This is a genomic window from Paraburkholderia sprentiae WSM5005, from assembly GCF_001865575.2.
GTDB lineage: Bacteria > Pseudomonadota > Gammaproteobacteria > Burkholderiales > Burkholderiaceae > Paraburkholderia > Paraburkholderia sprentiae.
Map to the genome: position 1 here is coordinate 2,290,829 of NZ_CP017561.2, position 19,482 is coordinate 2,310,310.

At 62.1% G+C, this 19,482-nt stretch carries 19 protein-coding genes and 2 tRNA genes; 3 read left to right on the top strand and 18 right to left on the bottom strand.

Translation table 11 applies throughout. The features are described 5' to 3' along the window. Positions 1-77 precede the first annotated feature (77 nt). Entirely contained in the window at positions 78-350 is a 273-nt protein-coding gene (locus BJG93_RS10415; protein WP_231337396.1) for a lysozyme inhibitor LprI family protein, read from the top strand. Between the two features lie 96 nt (positions 351-446). Here the strand turns inward: BJG93_RS10415 and BJG93_RS10420 are convergent. The 15 genes from BJG93_RS10420 to BJG93_RS10490 all read right to left on the bottom strand — a co-directional run bounded on the left by BJG93_RS10420 (position 447) and on the right by BJG93_RS10490 (position 14,294). Beyond that, positions 447-523, bottom strand: a tRNA-Pro gene (locus BJG93_RS10420). A gap of 76 nt (positions 524-599) precedes the next feature. After that, a complete protein-coding gene (locus BJG93_RS10425) occupies positions 600-1,016 on the bottom strand; it encodes a MerR family transcriptional regulator (protein ID WP_027198213.1) in 417 nt (138 codons plus the stop codon). A 43-nt stretch (positions 1,017-1,059) separates the two neighbouring features. Further along, on the bottom strand, positions 1,060-1,470 hold the full coding sequence (locus BJG93_RS10430) for an integration host factor subunit alpha (RefSeq protein ID WP_027198214.1): 411 nt from the start codon (positions 1,468-1,470) through the stop codon (positions 1,060-1,062). Positions 1,471-1,539: 69 nt separating this feature from the next. After that, on the bottom strand, positions 1,540-3,975 hold the full coding sequence (pheT, locus tag BJG93_RS10435; RefSeq protein ID WP_027198215.1) for a phenylalanine--tRNA ligase subunit beta: 2,436 nt from the start codon (positions 3,973-3,975) through the stop codon (positions 1,540-1,542). Between the two features lie 160 nt (positions 3,976-4,135). Continuing rightward, entirely contained in the window at positions 4,136-5,149 is a 1,014-nt protein-coding gene (pheS, locus tag BJG93_RS10440; protein WP_027198216.1) for a phenylalanine--tRNA ligase subunit alpha, read from the bottom strand. A gap of 158 nt (positions 5,150-5,307) precedes the next feature. Then, positions 5,308-5,667 carry a 50S ribosomal protein L20 gene (gene rplT / locus BJG93_RS10445; protein WP_006052502.1) on the bottom strand — a complete coding sequence of 120 codons (360 nt, stop codon included), beginning with the start codon at positions 5,665-5,667 and terminating at the stop codon, positions 5,308-5,310. Positions 5,668-5,696: 29 nt separating this feature from the next. Further along, positions 5,697-5,894, bottom strand: coding sequence for a 50S ribosomal protein L35 (rpmI, locus tag BJG93_RS10450; protein WP_027198217.1), 198 nt, complete (start codon positions 5,892-5,894; stop codon positions 5,697-5,699). A 254-nt stretch (positions 5,895-6,148) separates the two neighbouring features. After that, positions 6,149-6,673 (bottom strand): translation initiation factor IF-3, encoded by a 525-nt coding sequence (gene infC / locus BJG93_RS10455; protein WP_075643713.1) that lies wholly within the window; start codon positions 6,671-6,673, stop codon positions 6,149-6,151. A gap of 49 nt (positions 6,674-6,722) precedes the next feature. Then, positions 6,723-8,630, bottom strand: coding sequence for a threonine--tRNA ligase (gene thrS, locus BJG93_RS10460; protein ID WP_027198218.1), 1,908 nt, complete (start codon positions 8,628-8,630; stop codon positions 6,723-6,725). Between the two features lie 255 nt (positions 8,631-8,885). After that, positions 8,886-8,962: transfer RNA gene (locus tag BJG93_RS10465), tRNA-Val, on the bottom strand. A gap of 104 nt (positions 8,963-9,066) precedes the next feature. Then, positions 9,067-11,310, bottom strand: a complete 2,244-nt coding sequence (locus tag BJG93_RS10470) for a RelA/SpoT family protein (RefSeq protein ID WP_027198219.1) — start codon at positions 11,308-11,310, stop codon at positions 9,067-9,069. Positions 11,311-11,377: 67 nt separating this feature from the next. After that, a complete protein-coding gene (locus BJG93_RS10475) occupies positions 11,378-11,731 on the bottom strand; it encodes a RidA family protein (protein ID WP_018435253.1) in 354 nt (117 codons plus the stop codon). A 79-nt stretch (positions 11,732-11,810) separates the two neighbouring features. Beyond that, positions 11,811-12,725 carry an alpha/beta fold hydrolase gene (locus BJG93_RS10480; protein ID WP_027198220.1) on the bottom strand — a complete coding sequence of 305 codons (915 nt, stop codon included), beginning with the start codon at positions 12,723-12,725 and terminating at the stop codon, positions 11,811-11,813. A gap of 220 nt (positions 12,726-12,945) precedes the next feature. Beyond that, positions 12,946-13,587, bottom strand: coding sequence for a CoA transferase subunit B (locus BJG93_RS10485; RefSeq protein WP_027198221.1), 642 nt, complete (start codon positions 13,585-13,587; stop codon positions 12,946-12,948). A 2-nt stretch (positions 13,588-13,589) separates the two neighbouring features. Further along, positions 13,590-14,294 (bottom strand): CoA transferase subunit A, encoded by a 705-nt coding sequence (locus BJG93_RS10490; RefSeq protein ID WP_027198222.1) that lies wholly within the window; start codon positions 14,292-14,294, stop codon positions 13,590-13,592. 219 nt (positions 14,295-14,513) lie between these two features. Here BJG93_RS10490 and BJG93_RS10495 point away from each other — a divergent pair, with 219 nt between their 5' ends. Continuing rightward, positions 14,514-15,059: a LuxR C-terminal-related transcriptional regulator gene (locus BJG93_RS10495; RefSeq protein ID WP_027198223.1), complete on the top strand. Its 546-nt coding sequence runs from the start codon at positions 14,514-14,516 to the stop codon at positions 15,057-15,059. Positions 15,060-15,110: 51 nt separating this feature from the next. Here the strand turns inward: BJG93_RS10495 and BJG93_RS10500 are convergent, their stop codons facing one another. Both BJG93_RS10500 and BJG93_RS10505 read right to left on the bottom strand, forming a co-directional pair. Beyond that, positions 15,111-15,542, bottom strand: a complete 432-nt coding sequence (locus BJG93_RS10500; RefSeq protein WP_027198224.1) for an acyl-CoA thioesterase — start codon at positions 15,540-15,542, stop codon at positions 15,111-15,113. A gap of 55 nt (positions 15,543-15,597) precedes the next feature. Further along, positions 15,598-16,374: an SDR family oxidoreductase gene (locus BJG93_RS10505; protein WP_027198225.1), complete on the bottom strand. Its 777-nt coding sequence runs from the start codon at positions 16,372-16,374 to the stop codon at positions 15,598-15,600. Positions 16,375-16,561: 187 nt separating this feature from the next. Here BJG93_RS10505 and BJG93_RS10510 point away from each other — a divergent pair, with 187 nt between their 5' ends. Next, the gene (locus tag BJG93_RS10510; protein ID WP_231337397.1) at positions 16,562-18,235 is read left to right on the top strand and encodes an electron transfer flavoprotein-ubiquinone oxidoreductase; all 1,674 of its coding nucleotides are present in this window, start codon (positions 16,562-16,564) and stop codon (positions 18,233-18,235) included. Positions 18,236-18,328: 93 nt separating this feature from the next. Here BJG93_RS10510 and aroC read toward each other — a convergent pair whose 3' ends face one another. After that, on the bottom strand, positions 18,329-19,429 hold the full coding sequence (gene aroC / locus BJG93_RS10515) for a chorismate synthase (RefSeq protein ID WP_027198229.1): 1,101 nt from the start codon (positions 19,427-19,429) through the stop codon (positions 18,329-18,331). Positions 19,430-19,482 lie beyond the last annotated feature (53 nt).

The following is a 19,482-nucleotide window of genomic DNA, read 5'->3' on the forward strand; positions in this document are numbered from 1 at the left end:
CCGACGTCATCGCACGCCACAGTGGACTGCCCGCGAGCGAGGTCGACGCAGCCCTGTCGCATTGCGACGCGAATCAGATGAACATGAATCTTTGCGCGTGGCGCGAGCAGCTCGTCGCGGAACAAAAGCTGGAACAGGTCGTCGAGAGCACGACGGGCTCGTCGGGGACTTGCAAAGCGTCGCTCGAGAAAAGGCTCACCGCGTGGAAAAGGCACCGTGACGCCAGCTGCGAAAAATCGGCTTCGCAAGAATGGGGCGGCGGATCGATGCTGCCCACTGCCGTTGCGATGTGCAAAACAGTCGAGACCAGGCGCATGAGCAAAGCGATCCACGCTTCGGGATGCAAATGAGCGTGGGCGAAGCTTTGGCAGCGGGCAACGTAGCGATCCGCGATCGGGCAACAAAAAGGACCTACGGCTTTCACCGTAAGTCCTTTTGAACTTTTTTGGTCGGGGCGAGAGGATTTGAACCTCCGACCACCTGCACCCCATGCAGGTACGCTACCAGGCTGCGCTACGCCCCGAACAGAAGAAAAATTATAACAGACACTTCATTCGATTAGAACTGCTCGATCCGAACAATGCCAACAAGCGGATGAACTAGTGGCCCAGCAGATCGATCACGTTCTGCAGTTCCTTGCGCAGCTTCTCGACATCGACCGCAACCGTTGCCGCCGATGCGTGCACCTGCCCTGCGGCACCGCCAGCACCTTCGCCCTCCTCGATCACCTCATCAGGCGCAGCCCCGCCATGTGAATCGAGCCGGTTGCGCGCTCCGTTGATCGTAAAACCCTGCTCGTACAGCAACTCTCGAATCCGCCGGATCAGCAGCACCTCATGATGCTGATAATAGCGACGATTGCCGCGCCGTTTGACCGGCCTCAACTGGGTGAACTCCTGCTCCCAATATCGCAGCACGTGAGGCTTCACCCCGCAAAGTTCGCTGACCTCGCCGATCGTGAAGTACCGCTTCGCCGGAATCGGAGGCAAGACGACTTTTTCGATCGTCGCTGTCATCGTCAGTTAGCCGTGATGGGTTGCCCGAAAGCGCGCCAGTCAATCAGCGCGCGAAGCTCGCTTCGGCGCCGTTTTCGACGAGCGCCTTCAGCTTTTGACTTGCATGAAACGTCACCACGCGACGCGCGGCGATCGGAATCGCCTCGCCTGTCTTCGGATTTCTGCCGGGACGCTGCGGCTTGTTGCGCAACTGGAAGTTGCCGAAGCCCGACAGCTTCACGCTGTCGCCGCTCTCGAGTGCATCGCGGATCACCTCGAAGAACGCCTCGACCATGTCCTTCGCTTCCCGCTTGTTGAGCCCGACATTGTCGAACAGCAACTCGGCAAGTTCCGCTTTGGTGAGCGTCGGCGTTTCGTTCGAAACGACGGCGGGTGAGGTCGGAATATCTCGAATCATGGCGCTGCGTTGCGCCGTAAGAAGGGCTTCGAAATCACTCGAGTTCATTTCATTCATATCTATCAAATGGCGCGCCAAGCCTAAACCAATGTATGCGGAAACAGCCGTGCAATTGTTAGATGCGGGTTATCCGCGCAACCGTGCGCCATATACTCGAGCCAGACGTTCCACCAGAGTTTGAATAGCCAGATCGACCGTTTCATCCTGAAGGGTTCCGCCAGTATCTTGCAAGGTCACCCGGAACGCAAGGCTTTTCTCGTGCGCGCCAAGGCCGCCGGAAGTGTTTGATTTTGGACGGAATTCGTCGAAAAGCGCAACCTTCTGGACAGCCTTGCAGGCCGGTTCGGACAGTGCCTTCTGAAGCTCGTCGAGCAACGCCTGAACCTCGATTTTCTGATCGACGACCACCGCAATATCACGTCGCACCGGCGGAAATTTTGAAACTTCCGACGGAATCGGCAATACCCGTTGCATTAATGCTTCCGCTTCGATTTCAAACAGAATCGGCGCATGGGGCAAATCATATTTTTGCATCCAGCGCGGATGCAATTCGCCAATCCAGCCCACTGCGCGACCATTCAATTCGATGCGCGCGCTGCGTCCCGGATGCAGCGCCGGATGTTCAGCCTTCACGAACCGCGCCACCGCCGGCGCGACCAGCGCTTCGAGGTCGCCCTTCACGTCGAAGAAGTCGACGGTGCGCGTCAACGCGCCCCATTGCTCGTCGAGCGCGGGACCATAGGCGAGCGCGCCGATCATCTTCGGCTGCGCGAAACCTTCGACCGTTAGCTCGCCGGCCTTGATCGATGGATCGTGCAGGAATACGCGGCCCGCCTCGAACACGCGCACGCGGTCCGCCGCGCGACGGTTCAGGTTCGTGCGCAGCACATGAATCAGGCTGCCGAACAGCGTCGTGCGCATGACCGACAACTGGCTCGCGATCGGGTTGATCAGACGCACCGGCTTGCTGTTGCCCGCGAAGTCCTGCTCCCATTCGGCGTCGACGAAGCTGAAATTCACCGTTTCAGCGTAGTCGCGCGCGGCTAGCGCATGACGGATCGCGTGGATAGAGCGTTGCGTCTCGTTGGTCGCACGCATTTCGCTGGTTGCGACCGGCGGGCGCGCCGGAATCTTTTCGAAGCCGTAGATACGCGCGACTTCTTCGATCAGGTCCTCTTCGATCTCGATATCGAAGCGGTACGACGGCGGCATCACCGAGAACGTATCGCCGTCACGCTCGAACGACAAGCCAAGGCGCGTGAACACCTGCGCGATCTCATCGGCGCCCATCGCGATGCCGATGATGCGGTTCGCGCGCGAAACGCGCATCTTCACGGGTGCGCGCTTCGGCACATTGACGATTTGATCGTCGACCGGTCCTGCTTCGCCGCCGCAAATGTCGAGGATCAGCTGCGTGATTCGCTCGATATGATCGACGGTCGTGGCATAGTCGACGCCGCGCTCGAAGCGATGGCCCGCATCGGTCGAGAAGTTGTACTTACGCGAGCGGCCACGAATGCTATCGGGCCACCAGAAGGCGGCTTCGAGATAGATGTTGGTGGTGTCGAGCGTGACCGCCGTGCTGTCGCCGCCCATGATCCCCGCAAGGCTTTCGATATGCTGTTCGTCGGCGATCACACCGACCGTTTCGTCGAGTTCGACCGTGTTGCCGTTCAGCAGCTTCAGCGTTTCACCCTTGCGGCCCCAGCGCACGTCCATGCCGCCGTGGATCTTGTCGAGGTCGAACACGTGCGATGGACGCCCCAGCTCGAGCATCACATAGTTCGAGATGTCGACAAGCGCGGAGATGCTGCGCTGGCCCGAGCGCTCGAGACGCTCCACCATCCATTGCGGCGACTTCGCGCGCGCATTGACGCCGCGGATCACGCGGCCCGAAAAACGGCCGCACAGATCCGGTGCCGAGATTTTCACGGGCAGCGTTTCGTTGAGCGTGACGGGAGCCGCCTTGATTTCGAGCGGGCGCAGCGGCGCGCCGGTAATCGCCGACGTTTCGCGTGCGACGCCGAATACCGACAGACAGTCGGCCTTGTTCGGCGTCAGCTTGATTTCAAACACGGTGTCGTCGAGGTTGAGCGTCTCGCGGATGTCCTGGCCGATCGGCGTGTCGTCAGGCAGGATCAACAGACCGCTGTGGTCTTCGGAGAGCTTCAGCTCGCGCGCGGAGCACAGCATGCCCTGGCTTTCCACGCCGCGCAGCTTCGACAGCTTGATCGCGAACGGCGCGCCGCCCACTTCGGCCGGCGGCAGTTGCGCACCGACCAGCGCGACCGGCACTTTGATGCCGGGCGCAACATTCGGTGCGCCGCACACGATGTTCAGCGTCGCGCCCGTGCCCGCGTTGACCTGACACACGTTGAGCTTGTCCGCATCCGGGTGCTTGACGACTTCCAGCACCTGGCCAACGACGATTTTCGAGGTCGGCGGCGCGGCCGGTCGCAGGTCCTCGACTTCGAGACCCGCCATCGTCAACGCGTGCGACAGTTCGTCGGTGGTCAGTTGCGGATCGACAAAAGTTCTGAGCCAGGATTCCGGAAATTGCATGGTTCTGTGTACGTTCTGATCAGGTTAGGTCCACGGCCGGCAGATGCTTCGTAAAACTCGGTGGTCTTGCGCCGGTTCAGCAAGTTCTGCCGGGGACGCACGCGGCGCGCACCGGGTGCGCTGCCGCGTTTTATGCTTTGTCGCGCTCACTCACGCCGGTTCACGCGAATTGACGCAGGAAGCGCAGGTCGTTTTCGAAGAACAGCCGCAGGTCCTGCACGCCGTAACGCAGCATCGTGAGACGTTCGAGGCCGCTGCCGAATGCGAAGCCGATGTAGCGCTCCGGGTCGAGACCCATGTTGCGGATCACGGTCGGATGCACCTGGCCGGAGCCCGAGATTTCGAGCCATTTGCCCGCGTTCTTGCCCGTTTCGAACTGCATGTCGATCTCGGCCGACGGTTCCGTAAACGGAAAATACGACGGGCGGAAGCGCACGAGAATGTCGTCGCGCTCGAAAAATTTCTTCAGAAAGTCGGTATACACACCCTTCAGATCCGCGAAGCTGATGTTCTCGTCGATCCAAAGGCCTTCGACCTGGTTGAACATCGGCGAATGCGTCGCGTCGCTATCCACACGATACGTGCGGCCTGGCACGATTACCTTGATTGGCGGCGTGTTCGTGCGCGCGTAGCGGACCTGCATCGGGCTCGTATGTGTACGCAGCAGCAGCGGACGGCCGTCGGCATCCTTGCCGTCGACGTAGAAGGTGTCCTGCATCGAACGCGCGGGATGGTTTTCCGGGCTGTTCAGCGAAGTGAAGTTGTACCAGTCGGTTTCGATCTCGGGGCCGTCGGCCACGTCGAATCCGATGGTACGGAAAATCTGTTCGACGCGCTCCCAGGTGCGCATCACCGGGTGCAGGCTACCCGCATTGGCGCCGCGGCCCGGCAGCGTGACGTCGATCGCTTCGGCGGCGAGGCGCTGGTTCAGGAGCGCGTCGGCGAGCGCCTGACGACGTGCCGTCAGCGCGGCTTCGACCTGTTGCTTGACGAGGTTGATCCGTGCGCCTTCAGTCTTGCGCGTCTCGGGATTGAGTTTGCCAAGGCCCTTCAACAGCTCGGTCAGCGCACCCGCTTTACCGAGAAAGCGCGCTTTCTCATTCTCCAGGCTGGTGACATCCGGGGCTTCTGCGAAGGCTTTTTGCGCGTCCGCGACAATCTGTTCCAGATCCATTGATCCCATCATTTCAACGTCAGTGTTCTATCGAAACAAAACCGGTTCTACCAACAAAAACGGGGCTCGGTGAGGAGCCCCGTTTTTGTTGCAGCGTCACCGAGACTACCGGATATTCGCTGCAACGAACCACGCAGTTTTAATTGCCAGAAGCGCAATCAGGCTGCAACGGCGGCTTTCACCTGCTGAACGATCGCAGCAAAAGCAGCCTTGTCGAACACAGCCATGTCGGCCAGCACCTTGCGGTCCAGTTCGATCGACGCCTTCTTCAGGCCGTTGATGAACACGCTGTACGTCATGTCATGTTGACGCACCGCCGCGTTGATACGCGTGATCCACAGTGCGCGGAAGACACGCTTCTTGTTGCGGCGGTCGCGGTAGGCGTACTGGCCCGCGCGCATGACCGCCTGCTTGGCGATGCGATAGACGTTATTGCGACGGCCGCGGTAACCCTTGGCCAGCTTGATGATCTTCTTGTGACGGGCCCGTGCGGTAACCCCACGTTTTACTCGAGGCATGTTTCGCTCCTGTGAGTGTCGGTTAAGGGTTAAGCGAACGGCAGCATTGCGCGAACGGAGTTCAGATCGGAATCATGAACTGCCGTGGAGCCACGCAGATGGCGTTTGTTCTTGGTGGACTTCTTGGTAAGAATGTGACGCTTGAAGGCCTGACCGCGCTTGACGGTACCGCCCGGACGCACCACGAAGCGCTTCGCAGCGCTCTTCTTGGTCTTCATCTTCGGCATGACAACTCCATTATTAGATGGACATGGGTGTGCGGTCGGCCAGATGGCCATTTCCCGCCCTTCGAAACCCATTCCACTTGGTATGCAGACCGCCGATACTGCCAGCGGTCGCTTTTCGGGAACCACCGCACTTGCATGCGCGCCGTTCCGAAACCTTCACGCCGCGCCGGGCACCCGGCACAGCATTAAACAAACTTGCGCCACCGGAGCACGCGCCACATGGCGCGCCGCCGCTCCAGCCAACTGCTTCGCGCTTACTTCTTTTTCTTCGGAGCGAGCACCATGATCATCTGGCGCCCTTCCATTTTCGGCATCTGCTCGACCTGACCGACTTCGTCGAGGTCGGTACGTAAGCGTTCGAGCATGCGCATGCCGATTTCCTGGTGAGCCATTTCACGGCCACGGAAACGCAACGTGATTTTCGTCTTGTCGCCGTCTTCGAGGAAGCGGACGAGGTTGCGCAGCTTGACGTTGTAATCACCGTCGTCAGTACCGGGGCGGAATTTGACTTCCTTGACCTGGATGACCTTCTGCTTGAGCTTAGCCTCGTGCTGCTTCTTCGCTTCCTGGTACTTGAACTTGCCGTAGTCCATCAAACGGCAAACCGGCGGAACCGCTTGCGGAGCGATTTCAACCAGATCCACGTCCTGCTGTTCCGACATGCGGAACGCATCAGCGAGTTTCACGATGCCGAGCGGTTCGTTCTCGACGCCGACCAGTCGCACCTCGGGTGCTGTAATTTCACCGTTGATGCGGTGCGCAGACTTATCAGTAGCGATGTTACGTTTCCTCTAAAAATTAAAAAAATGAGCCGGGGTACCAGGTGGTTTAGTTGAACGACTGCACGTCCTGGCGCAGACGCTCAATGAAGGCGTCGACAGGCATGACGCCCATATCGACACCACCACGGGCACGCACGGCTACCGTTTGGGCTTCACGCTCTTTGTCACCGACCACCAGCAGGTACGGGACCTTTTCCAGCGTGTGCTCGCGTATTTTATAGCTAATCTTCTCGTTGCGCAAATCGGCCTCGACTCTAACCCCTTGTTTTTGCAACGATTGAGCTAGCGCCCGCGCATATTCGGCCTGACTTTCCGCGATATTCATCACGACGACCTGCATCGGCGCGAGCCAAGCGGGCATCGCACCGGCATGGTGCTCGATCAGAATTCCGAGAAAACGCTCCATCGATCCGACGATCGCCCGGTGCAGCATAATCGGGCGACGGCGGCTGTTGTCTTCGGCGACGTATTCCGCACCCAGCCGTTCCGGCAACACCATGTCGAGCTGCAGCGTACCGCACTGCCACGAGCGGCCGAGCGCGTCCTTGATGTGATACTCGACCTTCGGACCATAGAACGCGCCCTCGCCGGGCAGCTCTTCCCACGTGACGCCGCACGCCGTCAGTGCCTCGCGCAGGCCCTGCTCCGCACGATCCCACGTTTCGTCGGTGCCGGCGCGCGCATCCGGACGCAGCGACAGCTTGATTTCGACGTTGTCGAAGCCGAAGTCGCGATAGACGCTCATTGCCAGCGTGTTGAATGCGATCGATTCGCTGATGAACTGATCTTCGGTACAGAAAATATGCGCGTCGTCCTGCACAAAACCGCGAACACGCATCAGTCCATGCAGCGCGCCGGACGATTCGTTGCGGTGGCACGAACCGAACTCCGCGTAACGCAGCGGCAGATCGCGATACGAGCGCAGACCGTGGTTGAACACCTGCACGTGACCGGGGCAGTTCATCGGCTTGATCGCGTAGTCGCGTTTTTCCGATTCCGTCGTGAACATGTTTTCACGATAGTTCTGCCAGTGGCCGGACGCTTCCCACAGCGAGCGGTCCATGATCAATGGCGTCTTGATTTCAAGGTAGCCGGCGTCGTTCACGCGACGGCGCATGTACTGCTCGACTTGCTGCCACAGCGTCCAGCCGCGCGGATGCCAGAAGACCATCCCCGGCGACTCGTCCTGCATGTGGAACAGGTCGAGCTGCTTGCCAAGCTTGCGATGGTCGCGCTTCTCGGCTTCTTCGAGCATGTGGAGATACGCTTCCTGGTCTTCCTTTTTGGTCCAGGCCGTGCCGTAAATGCGCTGCAACTGCTCGTTCTTCGAGTCGCCGCGCCAATATGCACCCGCGACTTTCATCAGCTTGAAGACCTTCAGCTTGCCAGTGGACGGCACGTGCGGGCCGCGGCACAGGTCCGTGAAACTGCCATGCGAGTACAGCTTGATCTCGTCGCTGGCGGGGATCGATTCGATGATCTCGGCCTTGTACCTTTCGCCGATGCTCTTGAAGTACTCGACCGCTTCGTCGCGCGATACCACGCGACGCGACACCGGCTCGTCCTTCTTCGAGAGTTCCTGCATGCGCTTTTCGATCTTTTCGAGATCTTCCGGCGTGAAAGGACGGTTGTACGAGAAGTCGTAATAAAAGCCGTTGTCGATGACCGGGCCGATCGTGACTTGCGCTTCCGGGTACAGATCCTTCACGGCGTACGCGAGCAGGTGCGCCGTCGAGTGGCGAATGATATCGAGACCGTCTGCGTCCTTCTCCGTGACGATGGCGAGCGCCACGTCGTGATCGATCAGCGTGGACGTATCGACCAGCTCTCCGTCGATCTTGCCGCCGAGCGCGGCTTTCGCGAGGCCCGGGCCGATCGAGGCGGCCACTTCGGCGACGGTCACCGGATGCTCGTACTGTCGAACCGAACCGTCAGGCAAACGTATCGAAACCATTGCGTTCTCCGTGGTGCCGACCGGCGGCGGCACATACAACCAAGGTCAAAAAAACAAAAAAAATGCGGCCCCGCTTTCGAGGGGCCGCATTCACATTTTTATGCAAACTTCACTGGCGAAAGTGGTCCTCGACTAGCGTCGCTCCGAAGTGGTTTCGGTCAACGTTCGCAGTGTCATAACCGTATTCGCCTTTTTTGCGCTAAAGCGCTTACTGCAATTTGCGAAACCCCGGCGAGACCGGAATTTCATTTTCGTTGGTAGGCTCGATTGGACTCGAACCAACGACCCCCACCATGTCAAGGTGGTGCTCTAACCAGCTGAGCTACGAGCCTGAAGAAACGAGATTATATGGAGTGCAGCCCAGCTTGGCAAGTGGTTTTATGCAACGGCTTTAATTCGCCGCGCCGCTAGCAAATCTCTTCCAACCGCCCGCGCCTCAGCTCTTGCGCATCGCCCGCACCACACCCATGACTTCGCCCAGCAGCGTGCACGCGCGCTGAATCTGCGCGGCGCTCGACACCTCGACGGTAAATTGCATGAACGCGGCATTGCGGCGCGATTGCGTCTTCACGCCGATCACGTTCATCTTTTCCCGCGCGAACACTTCGGAGATGTCGCGCAGCAGACCCTGCCGGTCCGTCGCTTCGATGCTGAGGTCGACCGGGTAGACGGAGTGGCCACGGCCGCTCATCACGTCCGCCGACCACGCGGTCTGCAGCACGCGCTCCGGCGCGCGCTCTGCCATTCGGCGGAACGTTGCACAATCGCTGCGATGTACCGACATGCCCTTGCCGCGGGTAACGAACCCGCAGATGTCGTCGGGCGGCGCTGGCCGGCAGCAGCGCGCGAGCTGGGTGAGCAATGCATCGACGCCGACCACCAGCACACCCGTCGACGCGCCGCGCGCGACACTTGCGCCGCTGCTGCGTTTCTCGAATTTCTCCGGCGCATCGACCTCGGGCTCGGGCGGCGGCGCATCGTGCAGCGCCTGCTCGACGAGCCTCAGGCTGAATTCCTCCTTGCCGACCACGGAAAACAGGTCGTCGGTGGTCTTGAAGCCGAGCCGCGTGGCCAGCTGATCGAGACTGACCGAGGTCTTGCCCTCCCGCTGCAGGGTCTTTTCGACCATCGCGCGACCATTCGCGATGTGCTCCTGTAACTCGACCGCGTTGAACCACGCGCGCACCTTCTGCCGCGCGCGCGAGCTTTGCAGATAGCCGAGCTGCGGATTGAGCCAGTCGCGCGACGGACCGCCCTCCTTTACCGCCACGATCTCGACCGTCTGGCCGTTCTGCAATGGCGTGTTGAGCGGCACCATCGCGCCGTCGACGCGCGCGCCGCGGCAGCGATGCCCCAGCTCGCTATGCAGGTGATAGGCGAAGTCGATCGGCGTCGCGCCGTGCGGCAGCGCAATCACACGCGCCTGCGGCGTCAGCACGTAGATGTGATCGTCGTCGAGCGTGGCCTGGCGCAACTGCTCCCACGGCTGCACCGCACCCGCTTCGCCATGCTCGCCCTCGGACACTTCGTCCTTCCACGCGAGCAACTGCCGCAGCCAGGCGATCTTCTCGTCGTATTTCTCGTTCGCGGTGAACGTGCCGCCATAGCCGCGCGCGCCCGCTTCCTTGTAGCGCCAGTGCGCGGCCACGCCGTACTCCGCGAAGCGATGCATTTCCTGCGTGCGGATCTGCACTTCGAAGGCGCGGCCGTCGTCGCCGATCACGACCGTGTGCAGCGACTTGTAGCCGTTCGGCTTCGGCCGGGAGATGTAATCGTCGAATTCCTTCGGCACCGGCTGCCACAGGTTGTGCACGATGCCGAGCACGGTGTAGCAGTCCTTGATGTCCGGTACGATCACGCGAAACGCGCGAACATCGTACAACTCGGCAAAGTCGAGCTCCTTGCCGCGCATCTTGCGCCAGATGCTATAGATATGCTTCGGCCGACCGCTCACTTCCGCGCGGATATGCGCGGCCGCTAGCTCCCGCTGAAGTCGTTCGATCGCCTGCGCGACGTAGCTCTCTCGCTCGACACGCTTTTCGTCGAGCAGCTTCGCAATGCGCTTGTAGGTGTGCGGCTCCTCGAAACGAAACGCGAGATCTTCGAGCTCCCACTTCAATTGCCAGATGCCAAGGCGGTTCGCGAGCGGCGCGTAGATATCGAGTGTTTCCCGCGCGACGTCGGGCGACGGCGTGAGCTTCGCCGCCGCGTAATAACGCAGTGTCTGCAGCCGCGAGGCGAGACGAATCAGCACGACGCGAATGTCCTGCGCGAACGCGAGCAACATTTTGCGCAGCGCCTCGACCTGCACGCGGCGCGCCGCCTGCGCATCGCGCCCGGCCTCGGGCATCGCGTTTTGCGCCGCGCGAAGACTGACCGTGCCGAGACGCAGCAGCTTGCGTACGTCGCCGACCAGTTGCGCGACTTCTTCGCCGAAGTTGTCGGCGATCACGCGCTCCGGATCGCGCAGATGCGGTGTCAACGCGAACAGCGCGGCGGCCAACACCGCCGGCGGCTCGACGTTGAGCTTGCTCATGATCGACGCGGTGCCCGCCGCGTGATCCGCGAGCAATTCGCCCGACGACAGCCGCACGTCGCCCGCATGTTCGCGCACGAACGCCATCGCTTCGTCGAAGGAGCGATGGGGATGAGGCGCGTTCGAAACGGTTTCGGTGTTCATGGTGCGACGGCCCGCCGGGCCAGACGATTCAACGGAAATCAACTACGGTGCTGCGTGACGGCCGCGACTAGCTGCGCTGCGCGGCGATCACGACGATTTCGACGAGGCACTTCGGATTCGCGAGCTTGGCCTCGACGGTCGCGCGCGGCGGCGTGTCGCCCTGCGCGACCCACTCGTCCCATACGGCGTTCATGCCGGCGAAATGCGCCATATCCGAGATGTAGATCTGCACCGACAGCAGCAGCGACTTGTCGCTGTTCGCTTCAGCGAGCAGACGATCGATGTGGCCGAGCACTTCGCGCGTCTGGCCGGTGATGTCCTGATCGTCGTCTTCGGCGATCTGACCCGCGAGGTACACAGTGCCGTTGTGCACGGCCATTTCCGAAAGACGCTTGCCGACGTGGTAACGAATGACTGCCATGAAAAGTCCTCAACTGAGGGGTTAGTCGAACTGCATCCCGCACGACTGTGCCGACAAAAATGTCGTGCCGAACGTAATATTATGACGCCTTCGCGGCCGGCCCGATGAAGAACTCCCGCGCAAGCGCGATCTGGTCCGCCGCAAGAAACGCCGGCGCATGCCCGACGCCCGCGATCTCCGCGCTCGATACCGCGCGCCCGCTCGTCACCATCTTCGCAACCGTTTCACGCGACAGCAAATCCGACCGTTCGCCGCGCACCACCAGCACCGGCCCCGGGAACGACGCCAGCGAATGCCACAGCGCCGCCTCGCCGAGCTTCGCCGCTTCCTCGGTGATCGCGGCGAACGGCTGCGCGATGCGCGGGTCATAGCGCAACACCCACGCGCCGCTCTCCTCGCGCAGCAACGGCGTATTGATTTCGCGCCATTCGTCCGGCGTCAGCGGGCCGAAACTTTGCGCGAGCTGTGCGGCATAGTCGATACCTTGCTGCAGCGTATCGAAGCGTGCGGGCTTGCCGAGATAATCGCCGATCCGCTTGACTGCGGCCGGCTCGAGATGCGGACCGACGTCGTTCAGCAGCAGCTTGCGGATCGGCGTGCCCGGCAGGCCGGCGAGCCCCATGCCGATCAGGCCGCCCATCGAGGTGCCGAACCAGTCGACGGTGTCGACGTCGAGCCGCGCGATCAGCGTGACCATGTCGGCGACGTACTGCGGCACCGCGTACAAGTTGGGGTTCGCGAGCCACGACGACAAGCCGCGGCCGACCACGTCCGGGCACACCACGCGATAGTTATCGGCGAAGTCGGCGGCGAGGCGATCGAAATCGCGCCCCGATCGCGTGAGTCCGTGCACGCATAGCAGCACACGCGGATTGTCCGGTTCGCCCCACTCGGTATAGGCGACGCGATGCAGGCCGGCCGCGCTCGCGCACTGCACGTAACGTTGACGCGGCGCGGGCCGCCCGGCGGTGGCGGCGGAAGTCGTTGCGGTCATACGGGGTCCTCGCAAAGGCGCCGCGAATTGGGCTGCGAACGATTGTAAACCGCTTCGTCGCGCGGCAAGCATCGGCCGAAAGGCGTAGGAAGGTCGACCCGACCGGCGCATCCGGTGCCGCGCGCAAAAACAAAACGGGCGAGACTCACGCCTCGCCCGTCCGCACGGCACCCTTGCCGCCGCGCCGTCGTATCGACTCGCGCGGCGCGGTTGGCCCGCGTCAGCTCACCGCGCTGACATCGAGCGGGGCGCCGGTCTTCGCCTTGATTTCATCGACGCTCACGCCGGGCGCAAGTTCGGTCACCTTCAGGCCGTTCTCGGTCACTTCGATCACGCCGAGATCGGTGATGATCTCGTCGACGACACCCACGCCCGTCAGCGGCAGCGTGCATTCTTCGAGGATCTTGTGCTGATCGCCCTTGGCGACGTGCTCCATCAGCACGACCACGCGCTTGACGCCCGCGACCAGGTCCATCGCGCCGCCCATACCCTTGATCATCTTGCCCGGGATCATCCAGTTCGCGAGATCACCCTTCTTGCTGATCTGCATTGCGCCGAGAATCGCCAGATTGATGTGACCGCCGCGAATCATCGCGAACGAATCCGCCGACGAGAAAATCGACGAACCCGGCAGCGTCGTCACAGTCTGCTTGCCGGCGTTGATCAGGTCGGCGTCGACTTCGTCTTCGGTCGGCGACGGGCCGATGCCGAGCAGGCCGTTCTCCGACTGCAGCCACACTTCGACGCCCGGCGGCACATGGTTCGCGACCAGCGTGGGCAGGCCAATGCCGAGGTTCACGTAAAAGCCGTCCTGCAATTCCTTCGCCGCGCGCGCGGCCATTTCGTCACGAGTCCATGCCATGATCAGTCTCCTTTCGCGCGGACGACGCGTTGTTCGATGCGCTTTTCCGGATGCGGATTCAGCACGATGCGCTGCACGAAGATGCCAGGCGTGTGGATCGCGTCGGGATCGAGCTCGCCCACTTCGACGATCTCTTCGACTTCCGCGACCGTGATGCGCCCGGCCATCGCGCACATCGGATTGAAGTTGCGCGCGGTGCGGCGATAGATCAGGTTGCCCGACTTGTCGGCCTTCCACGCCTTGACGAGCGCGACGTCGGCGGTCAGCGAATGTTCGAGCACGTAGTGGTTCGCGCCGAACTGGCGGGTTTCCTTGCCCTCGGCGATCTGCGTGCCGAAGCCGGTGTTCGTGAAAAATGCGGGGATGCCCGCGCCGCCCGCGCGCAGCTTCTCGGCGAGCGTGCCTTGCGGCGTGAATTCGAGCTCGAGTTCGCCGGCCAGGTACTGACGCTCGAACTCCTTGTTCTCACCGACGTATGACGAAATCATCTTCCTGATCTGGCGAGTCTCGAGCAGCAGGCCAAGGCCGAAACCGTCGACGCCCGCGTTGTTGCTGATGCAGGTGATGCCCCGCACCTTCGAATCGCGCAGCGCCGCGATCAACGCCTCGGGAATGCCGCATAACCCGAAGCCGCCGACGGCGAACGTCTGCCCGTCCTTGACGATGTCCTTCAGCGCCTCGGCGGCACCTGGATAGACCTTGTTCATCTGTATGTCCCTTCCTGTATGGAAACCCGAAACCTGTACGCAGGCCGCCGGATCGTTGCGGCTGATATCGCAGCTGGCGAACTTCGCGTCGCCTCACGATACCGCTACGTCATTCTAGTCATACGCGGCAAGGGCCGCGTCGTCATCTGCCCGAAAGGGTACGCTGGGCCCGCCATGCGGCACAATACGCAAAAATACATAAGTACTTGCCGCCCGCCCATGCCCGCCCTGGATTACCGCGCTGCGTTTCACCTCGCCCCGATCGGACTCGTGCTGTCGCGCGAACGGACCATCGAAGACTGCAACGACCAACTCGCGTCGATTTTCGGCTACGCGCGCGACGCGCTGATCGGCCAGTCGTTCCAGGTGTTGTATCCATCGGCGGATGAGTTCGAGCGCATCGGCGCGCGCATTCCGCCGATCATGACCGCGCAAGGCAGCTACGCGGACGACCGCATCATGAAGCGCGCGAATGGCGAGCTGTTCTGGTGTCACGTGACGGGCCGCGCGCAGCAACGCACCGACCCGCACGCGGCGGGTGTCTGGACCTTCGAGGATCTGAGCGCGACCCGGCGCGTCGCGGTGGAGCTCACGCCGCGCGAGCGCGAAATCGCCGCGCAACTGGTCACCGGCAAAACCAGCAAACAGATCGGCCGCGTGCTCGACATCAGCCCGCGCACGGTCGACGTCTACCGCGCGCGGCTCATGCGCAAATACGATACGGGCAACGCGACCGAGCTGTTGCAGCGGCTGCTCGGGGATTGAGAGACAGACTTCGAAGCGGGCGGCCACTCAGTCAGGCCGCAGGCCGCGCTGTCAGGCGGCCTTGACGAGCGCCGCGCCCTCGATGGCCGCGCGCAGCACGTCGGGCACCGGCATCGACTTGCCCGCCGCGTAGTCGATCCACACGCATCGCGCGGCGCCCCGCGCATAGAGCGTATCCGGCTCATCGGCGCGCAGCAGCTCGAAAGCCGTATCGAAGCTGCTGCGCCCCGGCGTCGCCACCGACATCCTGCCGATCACGTCGCCCGGATAGTGCAGCTGCTTTAGAAACTCCATCGACGCATTCACGATCACCGGCCCCTGCCCGTCCACGCGCTGGTCGAGAAAGTCCATGTGCTCGAACCAGGAGATCCGCACCTGCTCCATGTAGCGAAAATAAACCGTGTTGTTCACGTGACCGAAGGCGTCCATGTCGCCCCATCGGATCGGCATCGTCATTTCGAAAACTGCGTGAAAATCGCTCATTCGGTACTTCCGTTCTTCCTTTGCTTGCTGACGTTCGAAACTTTGGACGGCCCGCTCACGCGAGCCCGAACCCGTCGTCGGCGGCGATCACCGAGCCGTTGATGAACTGCGATTCGTCCGCCGCGAGCAACAGGAGCAGCCCGTCGAGATCCTCCGGCTTGCCGACGCGATGACGCGGCAGCATCGCAACCAGTTTCTGCCCCTGATCGGTCGACCAATGGTGATGGTTGATCTCAGTGTCGATATACCCTGGGCAGATCGCGTTCACATTGATGCCGTGCTTGCCCCACTCGAGCGCCATCGCTTTCGTCATGTGGACGACCGCGGCCTTGCTCATCGAATACAGGCCGATTTGCGGCAATACGCGCAAGCCCGCCATCGACGCGATGTTGATGATCCGGTACGACGGCTTCTGCGCATTGTTGCCGCGCATGATCATGCGCTTGGCGACTTCCTGCGCGACGAAAAACGCGCCGCGCGTATTCGTGTCGAACACGTATTCGAAGTCCGCCGGCGTGACTTCGGACAGCTTCTGCGTGGTCGATACGCCAGAGTTATTGACGAGGATATCGATCGTGCCGGCCTCGGTCTCCGCATGGGCGACCGCCGACTTGATGCTCTGGTAGTCGGTCACGTCGAGCGACACGACATGCGCGGCGCCGCCGGACGCCTCGATCTCCGCGCGCAGCTCCTTGAGCCGCTCGGTTCGTCGGCTCGCCAGCACGACTTTTGCGCCCGCCTGCGACAGCACCTGGGCGAAGCGCTTGCCCAACCCGCTCGAGGCGCCCGTAATCAGCGCGACCTTCCCTTCCAGATTGATCGAACGGCCCATTGTCTTTCCTTGTTCGGTTGTAACGACAACTGCGGTTGACGAGGTTCGGTAGGACCGTCACAAAGGTCTGTACCGTATCATGAAATAGTACGATCGTGCTAATCTCTGGCTTTTGGGTTGCGGCACCGTGATCCATCGCCCACAATACGAACCCGAAAAAAGCATTCTAACGGTAAGAGGAGCATCGATGACCCCCGCAAGTCTCATTGAGCAATACGGCCCGCGCGAGTCGATGGAGTATGACGTCGTCGTTGTCGGTGGCGGCCCTGCGGGCCTGTCGGCGGCGATTCGCCTCAAGCAGCGCGCTGCCGAACAAGGCGTCGAGCTTGGCGTGTGCGTACTGGAAAAAGGCTCGGAGATCGGGGCGCATATTCTCTCGGGCGCGGTGATGGACCCCCGCGCGCTGACCGAACTGATCCCGGACTGGAAAGAAAAAGGTGCGCCGCTAACGGTCGACGTGACCGAAGACCGCTTCCTGTTCCTCACCGAAACCGGCGCGAAGAGCGTGCCGGCCTGGGCGCTGCCGGACAATTTCAAGAACCACGGCAACTACGTGATCAGTCTCGCGAACGTGACGCGCTGGCTGGGTCAGCAGGCCGAGGCGCTCGGCGTCGAGATCTTCCCGGGCTTTCCGGCGGCCGACATCCTGTACAACGACGATGGCTCGGTCAAGGGCGTCGCGACCGGCAATCTCGGCATCGGCAAGGACGGTGAGCCGACCGAAAACTTCCAGCTCGGCATGGAACTGCACGCGAAGTACACGCTGTTCTGTGAAGGCGCGCGCGGGCACCTCGGGCGTCAGCTGAACGACCGGTTCAGGCTGCGCGACGGCGTCGATCCGCAGGTCTACGGCATCGGCATCAAGGAGCTGTGGGAGATCGATCCCGCGAAGCACAAGCCGGGTCTGGTGATGCACACCGCCGGCTGGCCGCTCGAAAACGACACCTACGGCGGCTCGTTCCTCTACCACATGGACAACAACCAGGTCGTGGTGGGCTTCGTGGTCGGCCTCGGCTATTCGAATCCGTACCTGTCGCCATTCGAGGAATTCCAGCGCTACAAGACGCATCCGGCGATCCGCGCGATGCTCGAAGGCGGCAAGCGCGTGTCCTACGGCGCGCGCGCGATCACCGCGGGCGGCCTGATGTCGCTGCCGAAGCTGGTGTTCCCGGGCGGTGCGCTGGTCGGCGACGACGCGGGCTTCCTGAACGCGTCGCGCATCAAGGGTTCGCATGCGGCGATCAAGACCGGCATGCTCGCGGCCGACGCCGCGTTCGACGCCGTGCAGGCCGGCCGCCAGGCAGACGAGCTGAGCGCTTACCCGGAAACCTTCAGGACGTCGTGGCTCTACACCGAGTTGTACCGCGCGCGCAATTTCAAGCAGTGGATGAGCAAGGGTCTGTACCTGGGCACGCTGATGGTCGGCATCGAGCAGAAGCTGCTGGGCGGCAACGTGCCGTGGACGCTGCATCATCAACATTGGGACCACGAGATGCTGAAGCCGGCTTCGCAGTGCAAGCCGATCACGTATCCGAAGCCGGACGGCAAGCTGACGTTCGACCGGCTGTCTTCCGTATTCATCTCGAACACGAACCACGAAGAGAACCAGCCGGCGCACCTGACGCTGAAAGATCCCTCGGTGCCGGTCGATGTGAACTGGCAGACCTATGCCGGTCCGGAGTCACGCTATTGTCCGGCCGCGGTGTACGAGTTCGTGAAAAACGACGATGGCAGCGAGCGGCTCGTGATCAATGCGCAGAACTGCGTGCATTGCAAGACCTGCGATATCAAGGACCCGACACAGAACATCGTCTGGGTGACGCCTGAAGGCGGTGGCGGCCCGAACTATCCGAACATGTGATCGGCGTGCTGTTCGCGTTCGCGACGCTGCGCGATAACGGGCAGCGCATGGCGGTGCGATGGCGGCACACGAATTTGCCTTCGTGCCGCTGTGTTACGGCGCGCTCGCCGCGATCTTCGGCGTGGTCACGACCACATCGCCGCATTGCGCGCGATGACGCAGCGCGTGATCGATCAGCACGAGCGCGAGCATCGACTCGGCGATCGGCGTTGCGCGAATGCCGACGCACGGGTCATGCCGCCCGAAGGTTTCGACGACCGCCGGCTGCCCCGCCTTGTCGATCGAACGGCGCGGCGTGCGAATGCTCGAGGTCGGCTTGATCGCGATCGACACCGTGATGTCCTGCCCCGTCGAAATACCGCCGAGCACACCGCCCGCGTGATTGCCGACGAAGCCCTCCGGCGTCAGCTCGTCGCCATGCACCGAGCCGCGTTGCGCGACGCTCGCGAAACCCGCGCCGATCTCCACGCCCTTCACCGCGTTGATGCCCATCATCGCGTGCGCGATGTCGGCGTCGAGGCGGTCGAATAGCGGCTCGCCGAGGCCGACCGGCACACCGGACGCGACCACGTTGATGCGAGCGCCGATCGAATCACCGTCCTTGCGCAGCGCGTCCATATACGTTTCGAGTTTCGGAACGATCTCGGCATTGGGCACGAAGAACGGGTTTTCGCGCACCTGCGCCCAATCGACGAATGGCACGTCGATCTCGCCGAGCGCGGCCATATAGCCGCGAATCTCGGTGCCGAACTTCTCGCGCAGCCACTTCTTCGCGACCGCACCGGCCGCGACCGTCGGCGCCGTCAGCCGCGCCGACGAGCGGCCGCCGCCGCGGTAATCGCGAATGCCGTACTTTTGCCAGTACGTGTAGTCGGCGTGGCCGGGGCGGAACGTCTCGGCGATGTTGCCGTAGTCCTTGCTGCGCTGGTCGGTGTTACGGATCAGCAGCGCGATCGGCGCGCCGGTGGTTTGACCTTCGAACACGCCCGAAAGAATCTCGACCTTGTCCTCTTCCTGGCGCTGCGTCACGTGGCGTGACGTGCCCGGCTTGCGGCGATCGAGTTCCAACTGGATATCGGCTTCGTTGAGCGCCATGCCCGGCGGGCAGCCATCGATCACGCAGCCGATAGCGGGGCCATGCGATTCGCCGAAGGTCGTGACAGTGAAAAGCGTACCGAGCGTGTTGCCGGACATGAGCGTCGTCCAAAGAAATGCGGGGAGAACGCTATTATGCCAGCCCGCTCGCG